This is a genomic window from Pseudomonas sp. 3-2 (assembly GCF_019710535.1).
Lineage (GTDB): Bacteria > Pseudomonadota > Gammaproteobacteria > Pseudomonadales > Pseudomonadaceae > Aquipseudomonas > Aquipseudomonas pharyngis.
The window spans coordinates 1,182,282-1,204,082 of record NZ_CP081200.1 but is presented as its reverse complement, the minus strand read 5'-3'; the positions used below and the strand labels follow the sequence as shown (position 1 = coordinate 1,204,082).

23 protein-coding genes are annotated in these 21,801 nt (G+C 60.7%); 7 read left to right on the top strand and 16 right to left on the bottom strand.

Annotated elements, in window-relative coordinates; translation table 11 throughout:
• Positions 1-61: 61 nt before the first annotated feature.
• From K3819_RS05305 to xerD, 5 genes are all read right to left on the bottom strand, one after another.
• Entirely contained in the window at positions 62-1,432 is a 1,371-nt protein-coding gene (locus tag K3819_RS05305) for a transporter substrate-binding domain-containing protein (RefSeq protein ID WP_221399660.1), read from the bottom strand.
• Positions 1,433-1,551: 119 nt separating this feature from the next.
• Entirely contained in the window at positions 1,552-2,961 is a 1,410-nt protein-coding gene (gene thrC / locus K3819_RS05300) for a threonine synthase (RefSeq protein WP_221398774.1), read from the bottom strand.
• A 66-nt stretch (positions 2,962-3,027) separates the two neighbouring features.
• On the bottom strand, positions 3,028-4,332 hold the full coding sequence (locus K3819_RS05295) for a homoserine dehydrogenase (protein ID WP_011332618.1): 1,305 nt from the start codon (positions 4,330-4,332) through the stop codon (positions 3,028-3,030).
• 132 nt (positions 4,333-4,464) lie between these two features.
• Positions 4,465-5,196 (bottom strand): bifunctional protein-disulfide isomerase/oxidoreductase DsbC, encoded by a 732-nt coding sequence (gene dsbC, locus K3819_RS05290; protein WP_039769559.1) that lies wholly within the window; start codon positions 5,194-5,196, stop codon positions 4,465-4,467.
• 143 nt (positions 5,197-5,339) lie between these two features.
• Positions 5,340-6,236 carry a site-specific tyrosine recombinase XerD gene (xerD, locus tag K3819_RS05285; protein WP_039769558.1) on the bottom strand — a complete coding sequence of 299 codons (897 nt, stop codon included), beginning with the start codon at positions 6,234-6,236 and terminating at the stop codon, positions 5,340-5,342.
• A 107-nt stretch (positions 6,237-6,343) separates the two neighbouring features.
• Between xerD and K3819_RS05280 the strand changes: the two genes are divergently transcribed.
• Entirely contained in the window at positions 6,344-8,155 is a 1,812-nt protein-coding gene (locus K3819_RS05280; protein WP_221398773.1) for a sodium:proton antiporter, read from the top strand.
• Between the two features lie 114 nt (positions 8,156-8,269).
• Here the strand turns inward: K3819_RS05280 and K3819_RS05275 are convergent, their stop codons facing one another.
• From K3819_RS05275 to ffh, 6 genes are all read right to left on the bottom strand, one after another.
• Positions 8,270-8,683 (bottom strand): acyl-CoA thioesterase, encoded by a 414-nt coding sequence (locus tag K3819_RS05275; RefSeq protein WP_011332614.1) that lies wholly within the window; start codon positions 8,681-8,683, stop codon positions 8,270-8,272.
• 91 nt (positions 8,684-8,774) lie between these two features.
• The gene (rplS, locus tag K3819_RS05270; RefSeq protein WP_003175895.1) at positions 8,775-9,125 is read right to left on the bottom strand and encodes a 50S ribosomal protein L19; all 351 of its coding nucleotides are present in this window, start codon (positions 9,123-9,125) and stop codon (positions 8,775-8,777) included.
• Positions 9,126-9,170: 45 nt separating this feature from the next.
• Positions 9,171-9,923, bottom strand: coding sequence for a tRNA (guanosine(37)-N1)-methyltransferase TrmD (trmD, locus tag K3819_RS05265; protein ID WP_039769553.1), 753 nt, complete (start codon positions 9,921-9,923; stop codon positions 9,171-9,173).
• A 3-nt stretch (positions 9,924-9,926) separates the two neighbouring features.
• Positions 9,927-10,463, bottom strand: a complete 537-nt coding sequence (rimM, locus tag K3819_RS05260) for a ribosome maturation factor RimM (protein WP_064593627.1) — start codon at positions 10,461-10,463, stop codon at positions 9,927-9,929.
• A gap of 5 nt (positions 10,464-10,468) precedes the next feature.
• A complete protein-coding gene (rpsP, locus tag K3819_RS05255; RefSeq protein ID WP_003185073.1) occupies positions 10,469-10,720 on the bottom strand; it encodes a 30S ribosomal protein S16 in 252 nt (83 codons plus the stop codon).
• Between the two features lie 249 nt (positions 10,721-10,969).
• A complete protein-coding gene (gene ffh / locus K3819_RS05250) occupies positions 10,970-12,346 on the bottom strand; it encodes a signal recognition particle protein (RefSeq protein ID WP_085611434.1) in 1,377 nt (458 codons plus the stop codon).
• A 209-nt stretch (positions 12,347-12,555) separates the two neighbouring features.
• On the opposite strand from ffh, the gene K3819_RS05245 reads away from it, so the two are divergent.
• From K3819_RS05245 to K3819_RS05235, 3 genes are all read left to right on the top strand, one after another.
• Positions 12,556-13,368 carry an inner membrane protein YpjD gene (locus K3819_RS05245; RefSeq protein WP_039769548.1) on the top strand — a complete coding sequence of 271 codons (813 nt, stop codon included), beginning with the start codon at positions 12,556-12,558 and terminating at the stop codon, positions 13,366-13,368.
• Positions 13,369-13,380: 12 nt separating this feature from the next.
• A complete protein-coding gene (locus tag K3819_RS05240; RefSeq protein WP_221398772.1) occupies positions 13,381-14,622 on the top strand; it encodes a transporter associated domain-containing protein in 1,242 nt (413 codons plus the stop codon).
• 235 nt (positions 14,623-14,857) lie between these two features.
• Positions 14,858-16,174: an MFS transporter gene (locus tag K3819_RS05235; RefSeq protein ID WP_221398771.1), complete on the top strand. Its 1,317-nt coding sequence runs from the start codon at positions 14,858-14,860 to the stop codon at positions 16,172-16,174.
• Between the two features lie 46 nt (positions 16,175-16,220).
• Here the strand turns inward: K3819_RS05235 and purT are convergent, their stop codons facing one another.
• The 5 genes from purT to K3819_RS05210 all read right to left on the bottom strand — a co-directional run bounded on the left by purT (position 16,221) and on the right by K3819_RS05210 (position 19,418).
• Positions 16,221-17,402 carry a formate-dependent phosphoribosylglycinamide formyltransferase gene (gene purT, locus K3819_RS05230; RefSeq protein WP_039769540.1) on the bottom strand — a complete coding sequence of 394 codons (1,182 nt, stop codon included), beginning with the start codon at positions 17,400-17,402 and terminating at the stop codon, positions 16,221-16,223.
• A gap of 100 nt (positions 17,403-17,502) precedes the next feature.
• Entirely contained in the window at positions 17,503-17,970 is a 468-nt protein-coding gene (locus K3819_RS05225; protein ID WP_221398770.1) for a preQ0 transporter, read from the bottom strand.
• 64 nt (positions 17,971-18,034) lie between these two features.
• The gene (locus K3819_RS05220) at positions 18,035-18,250 is read right to left on the bottom strand and encodes a DUF1289 domain-containing protein (protein WP_007954618.1); all 216 of its coding nucleotides are present in this window, start codon (positions 18,248-18,250) and stop codon (positions 18,035-18,037) included.
• Positions 18,247-18,771 (bottom strand): gamma carbonic anhydrase family protein, encoded by a 525-nt coding sequence (locus K3819_RS05215; RefSeq protein WP_025112181.1) that lies wholly within the window; start codon positions 18,769-18,771, stop codon positions 18,247-18,249. The genes K3819_RS05220 and K3819_RS05215 overlap by 4 nt, the downstream gene beginning before the upstream one ends.
• A 47-nt stretch (positions 18,772-18,818) precedes the next feature.
• Positions 18,819-19,418 carry a CoA pyrophosphatase gene (locus K3819_RS05210; protein ID WP_221398769.1) on the bottom strand — a complete coding sequence of 200 codons (600 nt, stop codon included), beginning with the start codon at positions 19,416-19,418 and terminating at the stop codon, positions 18,819-18,821.
• 147 nt (positions 19,419-19,565) lie between these two features.
• Between K3819_RS05210 and K3819_RS05205 the strand changes: the two genes are divergently transcribed.
• The 3 genes from K3819_RS05205 to K3819_RS05195 all read left to right on the top strand — a co-directional run bounded on the left by K3819_RS05205 (position 19,566) and on the right by K3819_RS05195 (position 21,797).
• Entirely contained in the window at positions 19,566-20,117 is a 552-nt protein-coding gene (locus tag K3819_RS05205; protein ID WP_085611430.1) for an NUDIX hydrolase, read from the top strand.
• A 102-nt stretch (positions 20,118-20,219) separates the two neighbouring features.
• Positions 20,220-20,735: a murein L,D-transpeptidase family protein gene (locus K3819_RS05200; protein WP_085611429.1), complete on the top strand. Its 516-nt coding sequence runs from the start codon at positions 20,220-20,222 to the stop codon at positions 20,733-20,735.
• A 330-nt stretch (positions 20,736-21,065) separates the two neighbouring features.
• On the top strand, positions 21,066-21,797 hold the full coding sequence (locus tag K3819_RS05195; RefSeq protein ID WP_039769530.1) for a GntR family transcriptional regulator: 732 nt from the start codon (positions 21,066-21,068) through the stop codon (positions 21,795-21,797).
• The last annotated feature ends 4 nt before the right edge of the window (positions 21,798-21,801 follow it).

Sequence of the window (21,801 nt, the reverse complement as noted above, 5' to 3'; positions counted from 1 at the left end):
GGCAGTCGTCCTAAGCCTCCCATCAGAAAAGTAGCCACGTTTTATAGGAATTTTCCCATCTTTAATGCAGACATCGACATCCACTCTCCTTCCGCCGCTCGGTAATGTCCGTCCAGCCACCCAGCAGGCCACGCAGTTTTCCATCCGCACTGTAAAACGGCACCGTCCATTGGTAGATCTGACGGGGGCCGCTCTTGAACACTAGCTGCCGTTTGCTGAAACGTGTTTTACGAGTGCCCAGCTGCGCCATGAATTCTTCGTGCAGCATCAGTGCCGTGGCCTGTGGAAGCGCATCGATCTCGAACAGCTTCCGGCCCTGTACCTGCTCCAGCCGAACCGACAGCGCATCTTCATAACTGCGATTGCACATGATCAACCGCCCCTGCAGATCGCGAACGAATACGGGATCGGGCATCGCATCGATCAAAGCATGTTGGAAAGCCAGTTGATCACTTAGATCCTTTTCTGCCGCCCGTCGCTGCTTTACCTCGGCCGCCAAACGGCGGTTCCACAGCAAGGGCAATAGTCCGAACACCCCAAGCGCGCCCATCGCCCAACACCCCCACTTGATCAGGAGCGAACCGATCGAGGGAACCGGAGCGGGAGCAACGCCGTCCAGCCATTTCAGGCGCATGGCACGCAGTTCGGCCGCCGAGAAAGCGCCCAATGCCTTGTTGAGGATGCTCACAAGCTCAGGCAGCCCTTTGCGTACCGCCAGATGATCCGCCTCCCACTTGCCCTCCACCAGACCACCGACCTTGAGCAGGCCCGAGGGAAACAGCTGAGCCCCGATCTCGTTCTCGATGGTGGCGTAGGCCTCGCCACTCTCGACCAGCGCTCGCGCCTCGGCATACGTTTTCACCGAGCGGATCTGGATCGACGGGTAGTCACGTCGAATGCTGTCCTCCAGCGCATGCCGGGCCGGCAGGACCAATACCCGCTTTGCCAGCGCTTCGAACGACTGTATCGCCGGTTCGCCCGAATGACCGACGAATACCCAGCCAGCACCGCCGAACGCGTGACTGAAGTCCAGGAATGCCTTGCGCTCGTCGTTCATCGCCAGGGTCGTGCTGATATCGGCCACGCCACTCTGAAGCCGTTCCAGCATGTGATCGGTGGAGAACGACTCCTGATGGACGAACTGCAATCCGGTCATGGCGCTGATATGCGTGAGCACATCGTTGTTCAAGCCGCTCCAATGACCATGTTCATCCTGAAACAGATACAACGGGTACTGCACCGAGGCGACCGTCACTCTGGGGTTATCTCGAATCCACTGTCGCTCATGCTCATCCAGCTCGATAGGCTGAACAGTTGTCACCCCATCGGAATGCCTCGCCAGATGGGCCGCTTCGGTCCACTGCGACACCCCGAACATCGCCCACACACACAACCAGCACAGCGCCGGTTTCAATCCTGAAAAAAACCGCATTGCCACATCCTTCGTCATCGACTCACCCGTCCTTCGTGGGTGAAACCCGGGCAGTGTGGCATGCATAAACAAGAAAGCCCGTCAGGAGACGGGCTTCAAAATGTGACAGCTTTGCGGGCTTAGAGGGGCTTGCCTCGGTTGCCATGCTGACTGACAAAGGCTTGCACGGCTTTCAGCTCATTCGGCAGGACGGTGCAGCGCTCTTCTCTCTCAAACAAATCAGAAAGATGTGCAGGTAGTTCGAGAGCTTTTCCTACACCGGCTTTCTCCACCGCGTCCGGGAACTTGACCGGATGCGCCGTGCCCAGAATCACCATCGGGATGTCCAGGCTGCGACGGCATTCGCGCGCGGCTTTCACGCCAATGGCGGTGTGCGGATCCAGCACTTCACCGGTCTGCTCGTAGACTTCGGCGATGGTTTCGCAGGTTTGCGCATCGTCCACGGCCAGCGAGTCGAACAGTTTGCGTGCTTCGGTCCAGCGTTCCTGTTCGACGCTGAAACCGCCGCCCTGCCTGAACGAATCCATCAGCCCGGCAATTGCCGCGCCGTTGCGACCGTGCAGGTCGAACAGCAGGCGTTCGAAGTTCGACGAGACCATGATGTCCATCGACGGCGACAGCGTGGCGTGCAGGGTTTCCTTGACGTACTGGTTGCCACTCATGAAGCGGTGCAGGATGTCGTTGCGGTTGGTGGCGACGATCAGCTGGTTGATCGGCAGTCCCATGTTGCGCGCCAGATAGCCGGCGAAGATGTCGCCAAAGTTGCCGGTCGGCACCGAGAACGACACCGAACGCGCCGGGCCGCCCAATTGCAGGGCCGCGTGGAAGTAGTAAACGATCTGGGCCATGATCCGCGCCCAGTTGATCGAGTTCACTGCAACCAGGCGGGTGCCCTTGAGGAAGCTCTGGTCGGCGAAGCTGGCCTTGACCATTTCCTGGCAGTCATCGAAGTTGCCTTCGATGGCAATGTTGTGGATGTTCTCACCGAGGATGGTGGTCATCTGCCGACGCTGCACTTCGGACACGCGGTTGTGCGGGTGCAGAATGAAGATATCGACGTTTTCGCAGTGCTTGCAGCCTTCGATGGCGGCCGAACCGGTGTCACCGGAGGTGGCGCCGACGATCACCACGCGCTCGCCGCGCTTTTCCAGCACGTAGTCGAGCAAGCGACCGAGCAGTTGCAGGGCGAAGTCCTTGAACGCCAGGGTCGGGCCGTGGAACAGCTCCAGCACCCATTCGTTGCCGTTCAACTGACGCAGCGGCGCAACGGCGTTGTGGGCGAACACACCGTAGGTTTCTTCAAGAATCTTTTTGAAATCGGCGTCCGGAATGCTGCCGGTGACGAACGGGCGCATGACGCGGAAGGCCAGCTCGTGATACGGCAGGCCGGCCCAGGAAGCGATTTCTTCCTGGGTGAAACGTGGCAGGTTTTCCGGGACGTACAGACCGCCGTCGGTGGCGAGACCGGCCAGCAGGACGTCTTCGAAATTCAGGGCCGGTGCCTGGCCGCGGGTACTGATGTAACGCATGACTGACTCCAATGGACAGTGTTCACGACACCGGCCCCGCTGGCGGGACCGGTGAAGGAGATCGGCTTAGTTCAAGTGCTCGACGCGGATCCGCACAACCGGACCGACCACGCCCGCGAGCGCTTCGAGGGCGGCGATCGCGTCGTTGATGTGCTGTTCCAGCACGCGGTGGGTCAGCAGAATCATCGGCACCAGGCCGTCGTGTTCCTCGACTTCCTTCTGCATGATCGACTCGATGTTGATGCCGCGCTCCGAGAGGATGCTCGCCACCTGAGCGAGTACGCCCGGATGGTCCTTGGCCTGAATGCGCAGGTAGTAGGCGCTTTCGCAGGCTTCGATCGGCAGGATCGGATGGGCCGACAGCGAGTCCGGCTGGAAGGCCAGGTGCGGCACGCGGTTTTCCGGGTCGGACGTCATGGCGCGAACCACGTCCACCAGATCCGCGATCACCGACGAAGCGGTCGGCTCCATGCCGGCGCCGGCGCCGTAGAACAGGGTCGAACCGGCAGCGTCACCGTTGACCATCACCGCGTTCATCACACCGTTGACGTTGGCTATCAGGCGATCGGCCGGTATCAGCGTCGGGTGTACGCGCAGCTCGATACCGGCGGCGGTGCTGCGTGCCACGCCCAGATGCTTGATGCGGTAGCCCAGCGCTTCGGCGTAATTCACGTCGGCGGTGGTCAGCTTGGTGATGCCTTCGGTGTAAGCCTTGTCGAACTGCAGCGGAACACCGAATGCGATCGACGCCAGGATCGTCAGCTTGTGCGCCGCGTCGATGCCTTCGACGTCGAAAGTCGGATCAGCTTCGGCGTAACCCAGCGCTTGCGCCTCGGCCAGCACGTCTTCGAAGGTGCGACCCTTCTCGCGCATTTCGGTGAGGATGAAGTTGCCGGTGCCGTTGATGATCCCGGCGACCCAGTTGATACGGTTGGCGGACAGGCCTTCACGGATCGCCTTGATCACCGGAATGCCGCCGGCTACCGCCGCTTCGAACGCCACGATCACGCCTTTCTCGCGTGCCTTGGCGAAAATTTCATTACCGTGAACGGCAATCAGAGCCTTGTTCGCGGTGACCACATGCTTGCCATTCTCGATGGCCTTGAGTACCAGCTCGCGGGCAACGGTGTAGCCGCCCATCAGCTCTATGACGATGTCGATCTCAGGGTTCGTGGCCACTTCGAAGACATCGTTGGTAATCGCAATACCGGTCGTCTGGAACTGAGGCTTTGGCGTGCGCATGGCAATTTGTGCCACTTCGATTCCACGCCCGGCACGACGAGCAATTTCCTCGGCGTTGCGCTGAAGTACGTTGAAGGTTCCGCCACCGACGGTCCCTAACCCACAGATGCCTACTTTGACCGGTTTCACTGTGAACTCCCCATAAAACGGCCGACACGAGGCCGGCCGTGAAAACAACCGCAGGTTCGCGGCTCTCTGTTGATGGCCCGGCAATCCTGCCGCCGGACCACGCTCGTCAACGCCTGAGCGTGACGATGCGAATTACTTCGCGCCCAGCGCCAGTTTGGCGACTTGTGGCGCAGGCTGGTAGCCCGGAATGACTTGTCCGTCGGCCAAAACGATGGCCGGTGTACCATTCACGCCGATCGACTGACCGAGGGCGAACTGTTTGGAAACCGGGTTATCGCACTTGGCGGCCTTGATTTCCTTGCCATCGACCATTTTGTCCATGGCCGCTTTCTTGTCTTTCGAGCACCACACCGCTTGCAGCTGTTCGTCACCCGGCGAATTCAGACCCTGACGCGGGAACGCGACGTAACGCACTTCGATGCCGCGCTTGTTCAGCTCGGGCACTTCAGCGTGCAGCTTGTGGCAGTACGGGCAAGTGGTGTCGGTGAAAACGGTGATGTGCGACTTGGTTTCACCCACGGCCGGGTAAACCACGGTCTCGGCTACCGGGATCGCATTGATCAGTTTGGAAATGCCCAGGCGCTCGGTCTTCTCGGTCAGGTTGACCGGTTTGCCGTCCTTGAGCTGGAACATGTAGCCCTGAACGATGTACTGGCCGTCGGCGCTGGCGTAGAGCACGCGACTGCCCTTGAGCTTGACTTCGTACAGGCCTGGCAGCGGACTGGCGGTGATGGTATCGACCGGCACGTCGAGCTGGAGGTTTTCCAGGCTTTGGCGAATCGCTTTGTCGGCCGCGTCATCGGCGACGGCAAAGGTGCTGACCAACGCAATGGCTGCGGCGGCGAAAATCTGGGTCAGACGCATGAGAACTCCTGAAGGCGGACAAATGGAACGATCAGAACGCCCGTGCCGGAACACCGGGTCATAACCGCCCATCGTGCAAACCGGCAAAGCCTACCACATAAGGCTCCCGTGGCCGAATGCGCCTGTCGCAAGACAAACGGCGCTCAGCCGCGCGGGTGATGTTTGGCATGCAGATCCTGCAAACGTGCCCGGGCGACGTGAGTGTAGATCTGCGTGGTCGACAGGTCGCTGTGGCCCAACAGCATCTGCACCACCCGCAAGTCGGCGCCATGGTTGAGCAGATGGGTGGCAAACGCGTGACGCAAGGTGTGCGGCGACAGTGACTTGCCGATCCCGGCGACCTTGGCCTGATGCTTGATTCGATGCCAGAAGGTCTGGCGAGTCATCTGCTCGCCGCGCTGACTGGGAAACAGCACATCGCTCGGGCGCCCGCCGAGCAGCTCGCCGCGACCGTCACGCAGGTAGCGCTCGACCCAGACAATCGCCTCCTCGCCCATCGGCACCAGCCGCTCCTTGCTGCCCTTGCCCATCACCCGCAACACGCCCTGACGCAGGTTGACCTGTTCCAGCGTCAGGCTGATCAGCTCGGTGACACGCAGGCCGCAGGCATACAAAACTTCGAGCATGGCGCGATCGCGCTGGCCGATGGCTTCGCTCAAGTCCGGCGCCTTCAGCAGCGCTTCGACGTCGGCTTCCGACAGGGATTTGGGCAGCGGCCGACCGAGTTGCGGCATATCCACGCGCAAAGTCGGATCAACCGAAATCAGTTTTTCCCGCAGCAGATAGCGATAAAAACCACGCACACCGGAGAGAAATCGCGCCGTAGAGCGAGGTTTGTAGTTCTGTTCCAGACGCCAGGCCAGGTGATCGAGGATCAGTTCTCGACCGGCATTGACCAGTTCGAGACCTTTGTCCTGCAACCAGCCGTTGAACAGCGCGAGATCACTGCGGTAGGCGTCACGAGTGTTGTCGGAGAGACCTTTTTCCAGCCAGAGGGCGTCGAGAAACTGGTCGATCAGTGGGTGGTCGATGGCAGGCATGGGCGCTCAAGACACGCAGGTTTGGCACTGCGCGCAAATAAAGAGTGAACGGTTGAAATGGCCGCTAGTCTTTCATAGCCCGCTATTTCAAGGAACAGGGAGCTTCAATGAACGAGCAGCAAATTCTGTTGGCTTTCGGTGGTATCGGCGCTGCCGCACTGGGCTGCCAATGGCTCGCCTGGCGCCTGAAGCTGCCGGCGATTCTGTTTCTGCTGCTGACCGGCATTCTGGCGGGCCCCGTGCTGGGCTGGCTCGACCCGCAGGAAATGTTCGGCCCGTTGCTGATGCCATTGGTGTCGCTGGCGGTGGCACTGATTCTGTTTGAAGGCAGCCTGACCCTGCACCTGTCGGAATGGCGCGAGATCGGCAGCGTCGTGCATCGACTGGTCACAATCGGTGCCCTTTCGACCTGGGTAGTGATTGCGGTCGCGACCCACTGGCTGCTGGGCTTCGACTGGCTGCTCGCCATCCTGTTCGGCAGCCTGACCCTGGTCACCGGGCCGACCGTGATCGTGCCGATGCTGCGCGTGGTGCGACCGAAGGCTTCGATCGCCAATATCCTGCGCTGGGAAGGGATTGTGATCGACCCGATCGGCGCACTGCTCGCGGTGGTGGCCTACAGCTTCATCATCGCCCGGGCCGAAGGCCACGGCCTGGAACAGAGCCTGCTGACCTTCGGCGGGGTGATTGTCTGCGGCAGCGGGTTTGGCATCGCCGGTGGCTGGCTGCTCGGCACGATCATCCGGCGCCAATGGCTGCCGGAGTATTTGCACAATCTGGCATCGCTCGCCGCGGTGCTGGGGATATTCATCGCTGCCAACCAGACCATGCACGAATCAGGGCTGTTGGCGGTGACACTGATGGGCATGTGGCTGGCGAACATGAAGGGTGTGGATGTGCGGCACATCCTGCACTTCAAGGAAAACCTCAGCGTGCTGCTGATTTCCGGGCTGTTCATTCTGCTGGCGGCACGACTGGATCTGAACGCGTTGATCGGTCTCGGGCCGCTGGTGTTGATCCTGTTGCTGGTGATTCAGCTGATCGCCCGACCGTTGAACGTGGTGCTGAGCACCGCCGGTTCGAGCCTGAGTTGGCGTGAACGTGCGCTGTTGTGCTGGATTGCCCCGCGCGGGATTGTCGCGGCGGCGGTCTCGGCGATCTTTGCGATTCGACTTGATGAAGCGGGCCATGAAGGCGCGCTGTTGCTGGTGCCGCTGACGTTCGCCGTGATCATCGGCACCGTCGTGCTGCAAAGTGCGACCGCTCGGCCACTGGCCCGGCTGTTGAAAGTTGCGGAGCCAGCGCCCAGCGGCTTCCTGATCGTCGGGGCGAACGGGCCTGCGCGCCTGCTCGGCAAGTCGCTGCAACAGCTGGGCAGCCGGGTGCTGCTGACGGATTCAAGCTGGGAAAATATCCGCGCCGCGCGCATGGATGGCTTGCCGACCTACTTCGGCAATCCGGCCTCGCAGCATGCCGATGCGCATCTGGACCTGGTCGGACTGGGGCATTTGCTGGCGCTGTCACCGTCGGGCGAACTCAATACGCTGGCGGCCATGCGTTTTCGTCATGACTTCGGCCATCAACGCCTGTTCGGCCTGGCCAGTGGTCAGGAAAGTCGGCGCAGCGACAAGCACCGCGCCAGCCTCGAACATCGCGGCAATCAACTGGGGAGCGAGGCGCTGACTTACGCCAGACTCGCCAGTCAACTGGGGCAAGGTGCCGATCTTTACAGCACGACGCTGACGGACGGGTTTGGCTGGGACGATTACCGTGCGCTGCATGGCAATCGCGCGACGCTACTGTTCATGCGCGATGACAGCGGCTGGGTACATGTCGTGACGCCGGAAACCGTGCTAAAGCCGGGGCCTGGGTGGACGTTGCTGGCGCTGATTCAGCCTGAGGCCAAGGCCGCTGCATAAATAGATTCGCGGGCAAGCCCGCTCCCACAGTGTCCATGTCGAACACATCATCAGCGGACAACACAAAACGCGTGGGAGCGGGCTTGCCCGCGAATGCCGCGGCTCGGTGCTGGATCAGGCCGCGAAACCCGGCAGCACCGGCACCGGACGCTTGTCATCATCGATGGCAACAAAGCTGAACTGCCCGTGAATGGCTTTCTCACGACCGTCGCAGCTCATGCTTTCAACGAACACTTCCACCTCGACCTTGAGGCTGGTGTTGCCGACCTTGATCACCCGCCCAACCAGTTCGACGATGGAGCCTGCCGGGATCGCATGATTGAAATCGATGCGATCGGTCGACACTGTCACCAGCGGCAAACGGCAGAAGCGCGTGGCGGTGATGAAGGACACTTCGTCCATCCAGGCCAGCGCGGTGCCGCCGAACAGGGTGTTGTGGTGGTTGGTGGTCGGCGGAAAAACCGCCTTGGTCACGCGGGTCACCGAGAGTTCGGTGCGGCGTTCGATTTCTTGCTCGCGAGGGGTCATGGGTCAGGCCTGAAACAGAAATGCGGTGGATAAATTGCGGGCAACAAAAAAGCAGCCCGTAGGCTGCTTTTTTCTGCATCGGAAGCTGGACTTAAGCCAGTTTTTCCTTGATGCGAGCTGCTTTACCCGACAGGTCGCGCAGGTAGTACAGCTTGGCTTTACGTACGTCACCGCGACGCTTGACAGCCATGCTGTCGATTTGCGGGGAGTAGGTCTGGAAAGTACGTTCTACGCCAACACCGTTGGAGATTTTACGAACGGTGAACGCACTGTTCACGCCGCGGTTACGCTTGGCGATGACAACGCCTTCGAACGCTTGCAGACGGGAACGATCGCCTTCCTTCACTTTCACCTGAACGACGATGGTGTCGCCTGGGGCAAAGGTAGGGATTTCTTTGGTCATCTGCTCTGCTTCGAGTGCAAGGATGATTTTGTTGGTCATGCTGTGCTCCTAAGGTAAATCGTCTGATCTACCATCGATACGTTGTTAACTATCGTCCCGCTCGCGGATGTATTCCTCGAGCAGCTTCTTCTCTTCTCCAGAAAGCGAGCGGCTTTCCAGAAGATCGGCGCGTCGTTCAAAGGTCCTGCCAAGGGACTGCTGTAAACGCCAACGCCGGATATGCGCGTGATTGCCACTCAGCAACACGTCGGGAACACGCTGATCCGCATACACCTCAGGTCGGGTGTAGTGCGGGCAATCCAGCAGACCATCCGTAAAGGAATCTTCCTCAGCGGAATCCGCATGCCCTAAAGCTCCGGGCAGCAGTCGTGTAACCGCATCGATCATGACCATGGCCGGCAGCTCGCCGCCAGACAACACATAGTCACCAATCGACCACTCTTCATCGACATGAGCCTCAATAAAGCGCTCGTCAATGCCTTCATAGCGACCGGCAATCAGGATCAATGCATCCGATTTCGCCAGTTCGCGTACCGCCGACTGAGTCAGTTGACGGCCTTGGGGGGACAGGTAAATCACCTTCGCCGCCTCCCCGGCTGCTGCCTTGGCCTGAACCAGAGCATCTTCCAGGGGCTTGATCTTCATCACCATGCCCGGACCACCGCCAAACGGGCGATCGTCCACAGTGTGATGCCGATCCGTCGTGTAATCCCGCGGATTCCAACAGGTCAGCTGCAAGAGCCCCTGTTTGACCGCACGACTGGTAATGCCGTACTCACTGATGGCCGAGAACATCTCGGGGAACAGCGTAATGACGTCTACGCGCAGGCTGGCCATTGCTTAGAAGTCCGCGTCCCATTCCACCCTCATCACGCCTGCTTCCAGGTCGATTGCCAGCACGCATTGCTCCGTATAGGGCAACAACCGCTCGCGATCATCCAGGCTGCCAACGCAGGGCTTGACCACCAATACATCGTTCGCGCCGGTCTCCAACAGGTGATCAACCTTGCCGAACAATTGTTCGTCCTGGTTGATGACGCTCAGACCTTCCAACTGGTACCAGTAGTACTCGTCGGCGGTCAGGTCGGGCAAAAGGCTTCGCGGGATGCAAATCTCGTAACCGCTCAGAAGACGGGCTTCATCGCGATCGTCGAGGCCTTTGAGCTTCACAACCAGATCCTTTTGAGTGGATCGGCCGCTGACCAGCTCGACCTGTTTCACTATGCCTTCGCGCCGAAGCGTCCAGTTGCGATAGCCCAACAGGTTTTCAATCGGATCGGTAAAGGAAAAGACCTTCACCTCGCCGCGAACGCCGTGAACCGAAAAAATCTTGCCGACAACGATCAGGTCATCAGCTTTTTCTGGCGTCGCGCTCATACTGCTCAGGCTGCAGCCTTGGCAGATTCCTTCAGCAACTGAGCAACACGCTCAGAAGGCTGTGCACCAACGCTCAGCCAGTAGGCAACGCGCTCTTGGTTCACGGACAGACGGATTTCCTGACCACGGGCAACAGGGTTGAAGAAGCCAACCTGTTCTTTGTGGGAACCGTCACGCGGGTTGCGGGAGTCGGTTACGGTCAGGTGGTAAAACGGGCGCTTTTTGGAGCCGCCAAGGGCAAGACGGATTGTTAGCATGTGAACATCGTTCCTGTAGTCGGTGCTGCAAATCTAAATGCACAGCGGGCATGGGTGCCCGAAAGGCCGCATATTCTAAGGAATATCCGGACTTTTGCAAATGACTTTTTCCGGCGCCTGTGGCATGCCGTGCAGATTTGCATATGGGGCCGTCGTTTAACACGGCCGGTCAGCTCCCGCCGAGTGCGGGTTTGCTGTGGATCCCGCTTCCTTGCGGGACTGCGCCGGTGCGACGACCGGCGAGTTCTTTTACATCTTTGGCATGCCGCCGCCGGGCAACATTCCGCCCATGCCGCGCATCATTTTCGCCATTCCGCCCTTGGCGGAGAATTTCTTCATCATCTTCTGCATCTGCTTGTGCTGCTTGATCAAGCGACCGATGTCCTGCACCTGGGTGCCGGAGCCCAAGGCGATCCGGCGCTTGCGCGAACCGCTGATCAGCTCAGGGTCGCGGCGCTCGGCCGGGGTCATGGAATTGATGATGGCTTCCATCTGTTTGAACTGCTTCTCTGCGGCGCTCTGGGCATTGCCCATTTGCGAGAGATTGACACCGCCGATGCTCGGCAGCTTGTCCATGAGCCCGCCGAGGCCGCCCATGTTCTTCATCTGTTGCAGCTGATCGCGGAAATCTTCGAGGTCGAAGCCCTTGCCCTTCTTCAGCTTCTTGGCCAGTTTGTCGGCCTTGTCCTTGTCGAGGGTCGCCTCAGCCTGTTCGATCAGGCTGAGCACGTCGCCCATGCCGAGGATCCGCGAAGCGATACGCTCAGGATGGAACGGATCGAGTGCTTCGCTCTTCTCGCCCATACCGATGAACTTGATCGGCTTGCCGGTGATCGCGCGAACGGACAGCGCGGCACCGCCACGGGCATCACCGTCGACCTTGGTCAGGATCACACCGGTCAGCGGCAGCGCATCACCGAAGGCCTTGGCCGTGTTGGCCGCGTCCTGACCGGTCATGGCGTCGACCACGAACAGGGTTTCAACCGGGTTGATCGCGGCGTGCAGCGCCTTGATCTCGCCCATCATCTCTTCATCGATGTGCAGACGACCGGCGGTGTCGACGATGACCACGTCGATGAATTTCAGTTTTGCTTCTTTAATAGCTGCGTTGGCGATGTCGACCGGTTTCTGGCTCAGGTCGGACGGGAAGAACGTTACGCCGATGTCGTTGGCCAGGGTTTCCAGCTGTTTAATAGCAGCAGGACGGTAGATGTCCGCCGACACGACCATGACCGACTTTTTCTTGCGCTCTTTAAGGAAGCGCGCCAGCTTGCCGGCAGTGGTGGTCTTACCCGCGCCCTGCAGACCGGCCATCAGAATGACGGCGGGCGGCACGGCGCTCAGGTTCAGGTCTTCGTTGGCCGCGCCCATCAGGCTTTCGAGTTCGGCCTGGACGATCTTAACGAACGCCTGGCCCGGCGTCAGGCTGCGCGACACCTCTGTGCCGACAGCGCGTTCCTTGACCGAATTGACGAAGTCCTTGACCACCGGCAGGGCGACGTCGGCTTCGAGCAACGCCATGCGCACTTCGCGCAGGGTGTCTTTGATATTGTCCTCGGTCAGCTTCGCCTTGCCGGTGACATGGCGCAGCGTCTGCGAGAGACGGTCGGTTAAGTTTTCAAACATTGCGCGATCCTTTCAGGCCCTGTGTAGACCGGGATAATGGCGGCCCAGACCGGAATCAACATGTGCTCGGCGAGCCTGCGGCGTGGGCAGGTCGCGGATTATAGCGAAGACTGCGGCTGGCGGACACCTCGCTGTCAGCTTGCCGGTCTTTCGTGCAACGGCGGTTCTATGCCAAACTCAGCCCCTTTCGGGCTTGCCTAACAGGATTTATGCTCCCCTTGTCACCGAGTTTGCTGACCACCCTCGCCGCCGCCCTTCTCTACGCCGCTGCGACCCTCTATCAGGGCACCCGCCTGGCCACTGGCGCCAAGGCCAACAAGCGCCTGCTGGTCTCGCTCGGCGTTCTCGCCGTGCTGGCCCACAGCGCCAGCCTGCTTACGCATTTATTGACGCCGATCGGTCTGGGCCTGGATTTCTTCAGTGCTTCGAGCCTGATCGCTGCGGCGGTCATTGCCCTGACCCTGCTCGCCTGCTCACGGATTCCGGTGGAAAACCTGCTGGTGCTGCTGTTCCCGCTGGGTGCGATCACGGTGCTGCTGGCGCAGTTCGCGCCGGCCGGTACGGTGCAGATCATCGATGAAGAACCGGGCATCCTCGCGCACATCCTGTTGTCGATCCTCGCCTACGGCATGTTCACCATCGCGGTGTTCCAGGCCTTGTTGCTGCTGGTGCAGGATCATCAGCTCAAGCACAAGCACCCGTCCGGGCTGATCAAGAACTTCCCGCCACTGCAAACCATGGAAAGCCTGCTGTTCGGCTTCCTCTGGGCTGGCTGGACGCTGCTGTCGCTGTCGCTGATCTCCGGCTGGCTGTTCGTCGAGAACCTGTTTGCACAGCATCTGGTGCATAAAACCCTGCTGGCCTGCCTGGCCTGGATCGTGTTCAGCGTCCTGCTGTGGGGCCGTAACCGCCTCGGCTGGCGCGGACACAAGGCAATCCGCTGGACCCTCGCCGGTTTCTGCCTGCTGATGCTCGCGTATTTCGGCAGCAAACTGGTCCGTGAATACATCCTGCACATCTGACGGGCGGCATAAATGGACGGTTTGCCCATAGGGCCGATGCTCGCGGTATTTGCCCTGCTGATTCTCTGGTCAGGGCTGTTTACCGCCGTCGAAGCGGCGCAACAGCACCTGCTCGCGCAACGCACCGCATCCCGCGCCAGCGACAAGCCCTTGGCCAAGCTCAGCTTCCCGCTCGACAGCCTGATCCTCTGCAATACCCTGTGCCGCGCCCTCGCCGTTATTCTGGCCACGCTGCTGGCAATCTTTCTCTGTGAAGAAAACGGCCCCTGGGCGGCTTGCCTTGGCGCCGGCGCCCTGCTGCTGGTTTTTGCCGACTATTTCCCCCGCGCCCTTGCCCAGCGTTATCCGGATGCGGTGCTGTCGTTCGGCAATACGCTGCTGGCAGTACCGCTGAAGGTCGTTTACCCGCTTGCCTGGCTGCTCAGCCGCGTCAGTGGTTTGCTGATGCGCCCGTTCATCCGCAAGGCCCAGGTGGTGCAACAAAGCGAAGACGATGTGCCGGCGGAGCGTCATGATGACCCCGATCATCCAGTGCGCCCGCACCCGGTTTCGGGCATCCATGCGCTGGATAACATCACGGTCAACGACATTCTGGTGCCGCGCAGCGATGTCGACGGCATCAACCTCGACGATCCGATCGAAGAAATCACCGAGCAACTGCGCCACAACCGTCGTACTCGTCTGCCGCTGTTTCACAGCGATATCAATCAGGTCGAGGCGGTGCTCAACACCCGGCAGGTCCGCCATTTGCTGGACAATGGCAACCTGACCCGCGAAGCCTTGCTGGCGGCCAGTTACGAGCCCTACTTCGTTCCCGAAAGCACCCCGCTGCAACTGCAGCTGCTGAACTTCCACAAGCAGCAGCGGCGGCTGGGCATGGTGGTGGACGAGTACGGCGAAGTGCTGGGGATTGTCACCCTGGAAGACATTCTCGAAGAGATCGTCGGCGAATTCGAAAGCGAACACAGCCTCGACAACCCGCACATCCACCCACAAGCCGATGGCCGCATGGTGATCGACGGCGCCGCGTCGATCCGCGAACTGAACAAATGCCTGGGCTGGCACCTGCCCAGCGACGGCCCCCGGACCCTCAACGGCCTGGTGACCGAAGCGCTGGAAACCATCCCGGAAAGCGCGGTCTGCCTGAAGATCGGCCGCTACCGGCTGGAGATTCTCGAAACCGAAGAGAACCGGGTGAGCAAGGTGCTGATCTGGCACACCTCTTCCGCTCCGGCGTTGGTCACGGCCCGCTAGGCAGCCCCTTGTTCAATCGTTAGCCACCTTCCTATAATCGCGGGGCTTACCCAAGCCCCGCCGAACCGCGTGCTTACCCCGCACCCGACTGGTTCCGGCCGGTTCATCGGCAATATCCGCATCACACCGACGACTGTTCCTACCTGAAGCAGCGATCGCGCCTCATCCCACATCCCTGGGTGTTCGACCATAATAATTCGCTCCAACGGAGCTCATGACTGTCAGGGATCACCGCATGACGACCAGTACCGCTTACAGCGACACCACGCCCGCCCAACCGACCAACTCCGCCACCCGCGTGGCCACCGCGAGTTTCATCGGCACGGCCATCGAGTTCTACGATTTCTACGTCTACGCCACCGCTGCCGCGCTGGTGATCGGGCCGGTGTTCTTCCCGCAGACCTCCGGCACGGCGCAGATGCTCTCCGCCTTCCTGACCTTCGGCATCGCCTTCCTCGCCCGACCGCTGGGCTCGGCGCTGTTTGGCCACTTCGGCGACCGCATCGGCCGTAAATCCACGCTGGTGGCCTCACTGCTGCTGATGGGTGTCTGCACCACGCTGATCGGCGTGCTGCCGGGTTATGACAGTATCGGCGCCTGGGCACCGATCCTGCTCTGCGTGCTGCGCTTCGGCCAGGGCCTGGGATTGGGGGGCGAATGGGGTGGCGCGGCGCTGCTGGCGACCGAAAACGCCCCGAAAGGCAAACGGGCGTGGTTCGGCATGTTCCCGCAACTCGGCCCTTCGATTGGCTTTCTGGCCGCCAACGGTCTGTTCCTGACGCTGGCCATGACCCTCAACGACGAACAGTTCCGAAGCTGGGGCTGGCGAATTCCGTTCCTGCTCAGCGCCGCACTGGTGATGGTCGGACTGTACGTGCGCCTCAAGCTTCACGAAACCCCGGTGTTCGCCAATGCCATTGCCCGCCAGGAACGAGTGAAAGTGCCGCTGGTCGAGCTGTTCAGCCAATACTGGGCACCGACGCTGCTGGGCGCCGCCGCCATGGTGGTGTGTTACGCGCTGTTCTACATCTCGACCGTGTTTTCCCTGAGCTATGGCGTATCCACATTGGGTTACAGCCGCGAGACCTTCCTCGGTCTGCTGTGCTTCGCGGTGCTGTTCATGGCGGCCGCGACGCCGCTGTCGGCATGGGCCAGTGATCGTTACGGACGCAAACCGGTGCTGATCGTCGGCGGTGTGCTGGCGATTCTTTCCGGATTTCTGATGGAGCCGTTGCTGACTCAGGGATCGACCTGGGGCGTGGCCCTGTTCCTGTGCATCGAGCTGTTCCTGATGGGCGTGACATTCGCCCCGATGGGCGCTCTGCTGCCGGAACTGTTCCCGACGCACGTGCGGTATACCGGCGCATCGGCGGCCTACAACCTCGGCGGGATTGTCGGGGCCTCGGCGGCGCCGTTCTTCGCGCAGAAACTGGTGGCGATGGGCGGTTTGAGTTACGTCGGCGGGTATGTGTCTGCGGCAGCGGTGCTCAGCCTGATCGCTGTGCTGTGCCTGAAGGAGACGCGCAATAACGACCTGAATCAGGTGGTGTAAGCGCAAAGATCGCTCCCGCGCGGGCGGGAGCGATCAGATGGCGTGATTACAGCTCTACAACAACAGCCTGGGAAGCACGGGTCGCTTTGGCACGAGCAGCTTCAATCGACTCGTCGCGGGCCAGTGCAACACCCATGCGGCGCTGACCGTTGACTTCAGGCTTGCCAAACAGACGCAGCGCGGTATCCGGCTCGCTCAGTGCAGCACCGAGGTTGGCGAATGCAGTCTGGGTCGACTGGCCTTCCACCAGAATCACCGCTGAAGCCGATGGGCCGAACTGACGGATCAGCGGCACCGGCAGACCGAGGATCGCCCGGGCGTGCAGGGCGAACTGCGACAGGTCCTGAGAAATCAGGGTCACCAGACCGGTGTCGTGCGGGCGCGGCGACACTTCGCTGAACCACACCTGATCGCCTTTGATGAACAGCTCGACGCCGAACAGGCCACGACCGCCCAACGCTTCGGTCACGGCTTTGGCAACGCGCTCGGACTCAGCCAGCGCCACCGGGCTCATGGCCTGTGGCTGCCAGGATTCCTGATAGTCGCCCTTCTCCTGACGGTGGCCGACCGGCGCACAGAACGTCGTGCCGCCGACGTGACGCACGGTCAGCAGAGTGATTTCGTAGTCGAAATCGATGAAGCCTTCGATGATCACCCGACCTTTGCCGGCGCGACCACCCTCTTGCGCGTAATCCCAGGCTTTCTGCACGTCATCGGCGCTGCGCAGCAGGCTCTGACCCTTGCCCGACGAACTCATCACCGGCTTCACGACGCACGGAAAGCCAAGGTCCTGAACAGCCTTGCTGTAGTCCTCGAAGGTGTCGGCGAAGTGGTACGGCGAAGTCGGCAGGTCCAGCTCTTCGGCAGCCAGACGACGGATGCCTTCGCGGTTCATGGTCAGTTGCGCGGCGCGAGCGGTCGGGATCACGGTGAAGCCTTCGGCTTCCAGTTCGACCAGGGTGGCGGTGGCGATGGCTTCGATTTCCGGCACGATGAAGTGCGGCTTCTCGGCTTCGATCACTGCACGCAGGGCGGCGCCGTCGAGCATGTTGATCACGTGGCTGCGATGGGCAACCTGCATGGCCGGCGCATTGGCGTAACGGTCAACGGCGATCACTTCAACGCCCAGGCGCTGCAGCTCGATTACCACTTCCTTGCCCAACTCACCACAGCCACACAGCAATACGCGGGTCGCGGTCGGCGACAATGGAGTTCCGATACGGGTCATCTCAGGTCCTCAAAGAAGCGGATCATCGAGGAAAGCAACGCCAGACGCGCTTTCCATGGGGAGAAAGCGCGGCATTTTACATGAACCTGAGGGTTTGGCTTCAGCCGGCGACAGCCTGTTTGCGTTCGCGCCAGGCCATGATCAGCCAGACGGCGGTAACACCGGCGAACTTCGAGGCCAGAGCAGTGATGAGCACCGGCGGCGTCAGCAGGTCGATCATGCCAAAGAAGATGAAGGTATCAAGCGGAATGCTCAGCGCCGAACTGATCCACAAGCGGTCGCGCAACGGGCGCTTGGTAATGGTGAACACCAGCCAGTCGATGCACTCGGAGACCGCGAATGCCGTGGCGCTGGCCAGCGCAATCGACGGATCGGACGTGACATAGGACAGCACCAGCGCTGCGAGCATCGCCACGATCGTGCCATGACCGAAACGGGTCTGCACCATGTCGCGCAGCACGAACACCAGCCCGCCCCAGGCCGACCAGATGATGTCCAGATGCGGCGCGGTGGAGAAGGCGAAGTTGATCAGCACGACACTGCTGATGTAAGCGATGAGGAAAATCATGGGCGTGACCTGTCAATTTGGCGCACAGGTTACTTCAGCCCTTCGATGGCGCCAATCAAATCGGCTATTGCCCTGGCGTTTTGCCGATCATCCAGACCAGGCCACTGGCCTTGGCCCGCTCATGACACAGCCCAAGCACAACCCGGCGTTCATCATTGGTCATGCGGCTCCAGCGAGTGATCTCCTCGACCGTGCGCTGGCAACCGGTGCAAATATCGTCTTCGTCCAGCGCGCAAATGCTCACGCACGGCGAGGCGACAGGTCTTTCCGGGGTTGTCATTCTTCCTGCTCGACCAGATCGCGCGCATAGCGCTGGGAGTTATGCACATAGTGCGCGGCACTGGCTTCGAGCATCTTCTTCTGCGGCTCGGTCAGTTCGCGCACCACTTTGCCCGGCGAGCCCATCACCAGCGAACCGTCAGGAATTTCCTTGCCTTCGCCGATCAGCGAATTGGCGCCGATGATGCAGTTCTTGCCGATCTTCGCGCCGTTGAGGATGACCGCGTTGATGCCAATCAGGCTGTAGTCGCCGACCGTGCAGCCGTGGAGCATGGCGTTGTGGCCGATGGTCACGCCGGTGCCGATGGTCAGCGGATAGCCCATGTCGGTGTGCATCACCGTGCCGTCCTGCACATTGCTGTTCTTGCCGATCAGGATCAGTTCGTTGTCGCCGCGCAACACGGCGTTGAACCAGACGTTGGCGCCCTCTTCCAGTCTGACCTTGCCCACCAGCACGGCGTTGGGGGCGACCCAGCTCTGCGGATGGGTGTCGACACGGGCGTCGCCCAGGCGGTATTTCATCTTGTTTTCCTCAGGGCTCACGGTGGCTGGCCATTCGAACGATGGCTTCAGGTATTGACGAAGCTTTTGGGCGGTTGATGCAGGCTGATTTTGGCGTCATAGAGCAGGTTGATCAACTCGACGATCATGATTGCCGTCAGCCCCCAGATCTTGTATTCGCCGTAACGATAGCTCGGCACGTACCAACTGCGACCCTGATAGTCGATGCGGTGGGTGTGTTCGCGCGGATCCTTGCGGAAGAACTCCAGCGGCACACTGAACACCGCAGCGATCTCGGCATCATTGGCCTGGTATTCGACAAAATCGGGAATCACCCCGACATACGGAGTGACCTTGATGCCATGCAGGGAAATCAGCGGGCTGAGCGGACCGATCACTTCGACCAGTCCCGGCGGCAGGCCGATTTCCTCTTCGGCTTCACGCAGAGCGGTAAACACCAGGTCCGGATCTTCCGGATCCCGACGCCCGCCCGGGAAGGCGACTTCGCCGCCGTGGGTCGAAAGCCCGCTGGCCCGCAGGGTGAGGACAAGTTCGGGTTCGTCACTGCGAGTAATCGGCACCAGGACAGCGGCCTCGGGGAAACGCGTGTCGGTCTCCAGCGTGCGCGGCGTGTGATTGCTTACCCGGTGCAGTAGCTCGTCCAGCATAAGTGTTCTCGATCGGTGCCTTACCCTGCATCATGCACCAATCATTGCGACCGCCCAACCCCCGAACGGGGGTCATGTCGCGAAACGACAACTTGCCGACTGACACCGCTGCACGCCAAGATAGGCGCAGCATTCAGGAACCCCAGCATGAAATTTTGCAGCCAGTGCGGCAACCCGGTGACCCAGCGCATTCCCGAAGGCGACTCGCGGCTGCGATTCGTCTGCGACAGCTGTCAGACGATTCACTACCAGAACCCCAATATCGTGGCCGGTTGTGTACCGACCTGGGGCACCAAGGTCCTGCTCTGTCGCCGCGCCATCGAGCCACGCCTCGGTTACTGGACGCTGCCTGCCGGTTTCATGGAGAACGGCGAGACCATCGAACAGGCCGCCATCCGCGAAACCTCCGAAGAAGCCTGCGCCCGGGTACGCAACCTGAGCATCTACACCCTGATCGACGTGCCGCACATCAGCCAGGTACATGTGTTTTTCCGCGCCGAGCTGGCGGATCTGGACTTCGCCGCCGGCCCCGAAAGCCTGGAAGTGCAGTTGTTCGACGAAGCGGATATTCCCTGGGACGAACTGGCGTTCCGTACGGTGGGCCGGACCCTTGAATGCTTTTTCGCTGACCGGCGCGTCGAGGTCTATCCGGTGCGCTCCGAATCGATCCCGCCGCTCACTCAACCAGCCATCACTTGATTTCGACGATGGCCGGCCGATAACCGGCTTACGCAGCCCGCGACAGCGCCTGCACACTATCTATAAATAAAGTATCTGCTTCATTTCTGGGGAATCGTTTCAATGCGCTGGTTGCTTGCCCTGTTCTGCCTGTCGTTCGTCACCGTCTCCCAAGCGTCATTCGTGACCACCGTGACGCCATCGAACACCCCGCTCATCGAAAAAGTACTGGTGCTCAAATCGGCTCATCAACTGCAGTTGATCGCCGACGGCAAGCCCCTCAAGAGCTATCGCATTTCCCTGGGCAAAGGCGCGAAAAAAGGCCCGAAACTGATTGAAGGCGACAAACGCACGCCGGAAGGTTTCTATTGGATCGACTGGCGCAAGACCAGCGACAAATTCAACCTGTCGATGCACATCTCCTACCCGAACATCAGCGACTCCGCCCGCGCCCGCCGCGAAGGCGTCGAGCCTGGCGGAATGATCATGATCCACGGCACGCCGGACTCCGAGGACACTCCCGAACAACTGTTCCACACCCTGGACTGGACCGACGGCTGCATTGCCATGCGCAATGTCGACATGCGCGAAGTCTGGAACCTGGTGCCGGATGGCACGATGATCGAAATCCGCCCCTGATTCCGTAGCCAGGGCACCTGTTCCCTCCGGGCCGCGAAGCGGCCCTTTCTCCTGACCATTGGTCGCCCGTAAAAAATAAATTCAAAAGATCGCAGCCTGCGGCCAGGCCTGAACGGTGATACCACTTTCACCCGCCAGAACAGCCGCAGACTGCGATTTTTTGCGTTTTACAGTCCACCTCTAATACCACTTGAAACCACCCACCTTGAAACCCTCGAACCCATAGGCCTACAGGCATTTCCGACGCGTTGACATGGTATGCAAGTGGTATTAGTTTTCGCCCGACAACCGAGCGACAACAATCCTATATCAGCGCCGGAAAAGCCTTACATGAACGACCTCCACGCCCTACGTCCCGACGACTCCCAGCCGACGCCGCTGTACCTGCAACTGGCGCGCAATCTGGAGGCGGCGATCCATGCCGGCCAGTGGAAAGCCGAACAGGCGATGCCGTCGGAGCGCAATCTCAGCGAACTGCTGGGGATTTCCCGGGTCACCGCGCGCAAGGCGCTGGAAGTCCTGCTCGATCAAGGTTTGATCCGCCGCCTGCAAGGTTCCGGCACCTTCATCACCCCACGCCTTGAACAACCGCTGTCGCGCCTGTCGGGTTTCAGCGAGATGCTGCGCCTCAAGGGCTTCGTGCCCAGCTCGCAATGGCTGGAGCGGGAAATCACCCTGCCGACCCACGAAGAACTGATCCGCCTCGGCCTGTCGCCGAACGACAAGGTCGCGCGCATGAAACGCCTGCGCAAGGCCGACGACACCGTGATGGCCATCGAGATGAGCACCCTGCCCGCCTCGATCATGCCCAAGCCACAGGTGGTGGGCGATTCCCTCTACGAACACCTCGACAGCATCGGCAAACCGATCGTGCGCGCCCTGCAGCACATCCAGGCCATCAATGCCTCGGACGAGTTCGCCGCACTGGTCGGCATCGCCCCCGGCACCGCGATGCTGCTGATGACCCGGGTCGGCTACCTGGAAGACAACACGCCGATCGAAGTCACCGACACCTATTGCCGCAACGACTACTACGACTTTGTTGCAGAGCTGCGCCGCTGATCAG

Excerpts from the sequence above, each read along its gene's own strand:
- K3819_RS05305 (WP_221399660.1), bottom strand. The coding sequence starts at position 1,432 with ATGCGGTTTTTTTCAGGATTGAAACCGGCGCTGTGCTGGTTGTGTGTG.
- thrC (WP_221398774.1), bottom strand. The coding sequence starts at position 2,961 with ATGCGTTACATCAGTACCCGCGGCCAGGCACCGGCCCTGAATTTCGAA.
- dsbC (WP_039769559.1), bottom strand. The coding sequence starts at position 5,196 with ATGCGTCTGACCCAGATTTTCGCCGCCGCAGCCATTGCGTTGGTCAGC.
- xerD (WP_039769558.1), bottom strand. The coding sequence starts at position 6,236 with ATGCCTGCCATCGACCACCCACTGATCGACCAGTTTCTCGACGCCCTC.
- K3819_RS05280 (WP_221398773.1), top strand. The coding sequence starts at position 6,344 with ATGAACGAGCAGCAAATTCTGTTGGCTTTCGGTGGTATCGGCGCTGCC.
- K3819_RS05275 (WP_011332614.1), bottom strand. The coding sequence starts at position 8,683 with ATGACCCCTCGCGAGCAAGAAATCGAACGCCGCACCGAACTCTCGGTG.
- rplS (WP_003175895.1), bottom strand. The coding sequence starts at position 9,125 with ATGACCAACAAAATCATCCTTGCACTCGAAGCAGAGCAGATGACCAAA.
- trmD (WP_039769553.1), bottom strand. The coding sequence starts at position 9,923 with ATGGCCAGCCTGCGCGTAGACGTCATTACGCTGTTCCCCGAGATGTTC.
- rimM (WP_064593627.1), bottom strand. The coding sequence starts at position 10,463 with ATGAGCGCGACGCCAGAAAAAGCTGATGACCTGATCGTTGTCGGCAAG.
- rpsP (WP_003185073.1), bottom strand. The coding sequence starts at position 10,720 with ATGCTAACAATCCGTCTTGCCCTTGGCGGCTCCAAAAAGCGCCCGTTT.
- ffh (WP_085611434.1), bottom strand. The coding sequence starts at position 12,346 with ATGTTTGAAAACTTAACCGACCGTCTCTCGCAGACGCTGCGCCATGTC.
- K3819_RS05245 (WP_039769548.1), top strand. The coding sequence starts at position 12,556 with ATGCTCCCCTTGTCACCGAGTTTGCTGACCACCCTCGCCGCCGCCCTT.
- K3819_RS05240 (WP_221398772.1), top strand. The coding sequence starts at position 13,381 with ATGGACGGTTTGCCCATAGGGCCGATGCTCGCGGTATTTGCCCTGCTG.
- K3819_RS05235 (WP_221398771.1), top strand. The coding sequence starts at position 14,858 with ATGACGACCAGTACCGCTTACAGCGACACCACGCCCGCCCAACCGACC.
- purT (WP_039769540.1), bottom strand. The coding sequence starts at position 17,402 with ATGACCCGTATCGGAACTCCATTGTCGCCGACCGCGACCCGCGTATTG.
- K3819_RS05225 (WP_221398770.1), bottom strand. The coding sequence starts at position 17,970 with ATGATTTTCCTCATCGCTTACATCAGCAGTGTCGTGCTGATCAACTTC.
- K3819_RS05220 (WP_007954618.1), bottom strand. The coding sequence starts at position 18,250 with ATGACAACCCCGGAAAGACCTGTCGCCTCGCCGTGCGTGAGCATTTGC.
- K3819_RS05215 (WP_025112181.1), bottom strand. The coding sequence starts at position 18,771 with ATGAAATACCGCCTGGGCGACGCCCGTGTCGACACCCATCCGCAGAGC.
- K3819_RS05210 (WP_221398769.1), bottom strand. The coding sequence starts at position 19,418 with ATGCTGGACGAGCTACTGCACCGGGTAAGCAATCACACGCCGCGCACG.
- K3819_RS05205 (WP_085611430.1), top strand. The coding sequence starts at position 19,566 with ATGAAATTTTGCAGCCAGTGCGGCAACCCGGTGACCCAGCGCATTCCC.
- K3819_RS05200 (WP_085611429.1), top strand. The coding sequence starts at position 20,220 with ATGCGCTGGTTGCTTGCCCTGTTCTGCCTGTCGTTCGTCACCGTCTCC.
- K3819_RS05195 (WP_039769530.1), top strand. The coding sequence starts at position 21,066 with ATGAACGACCTCCACGCCCTACGTCCCGACGACTCCCAGCCGACGCCG.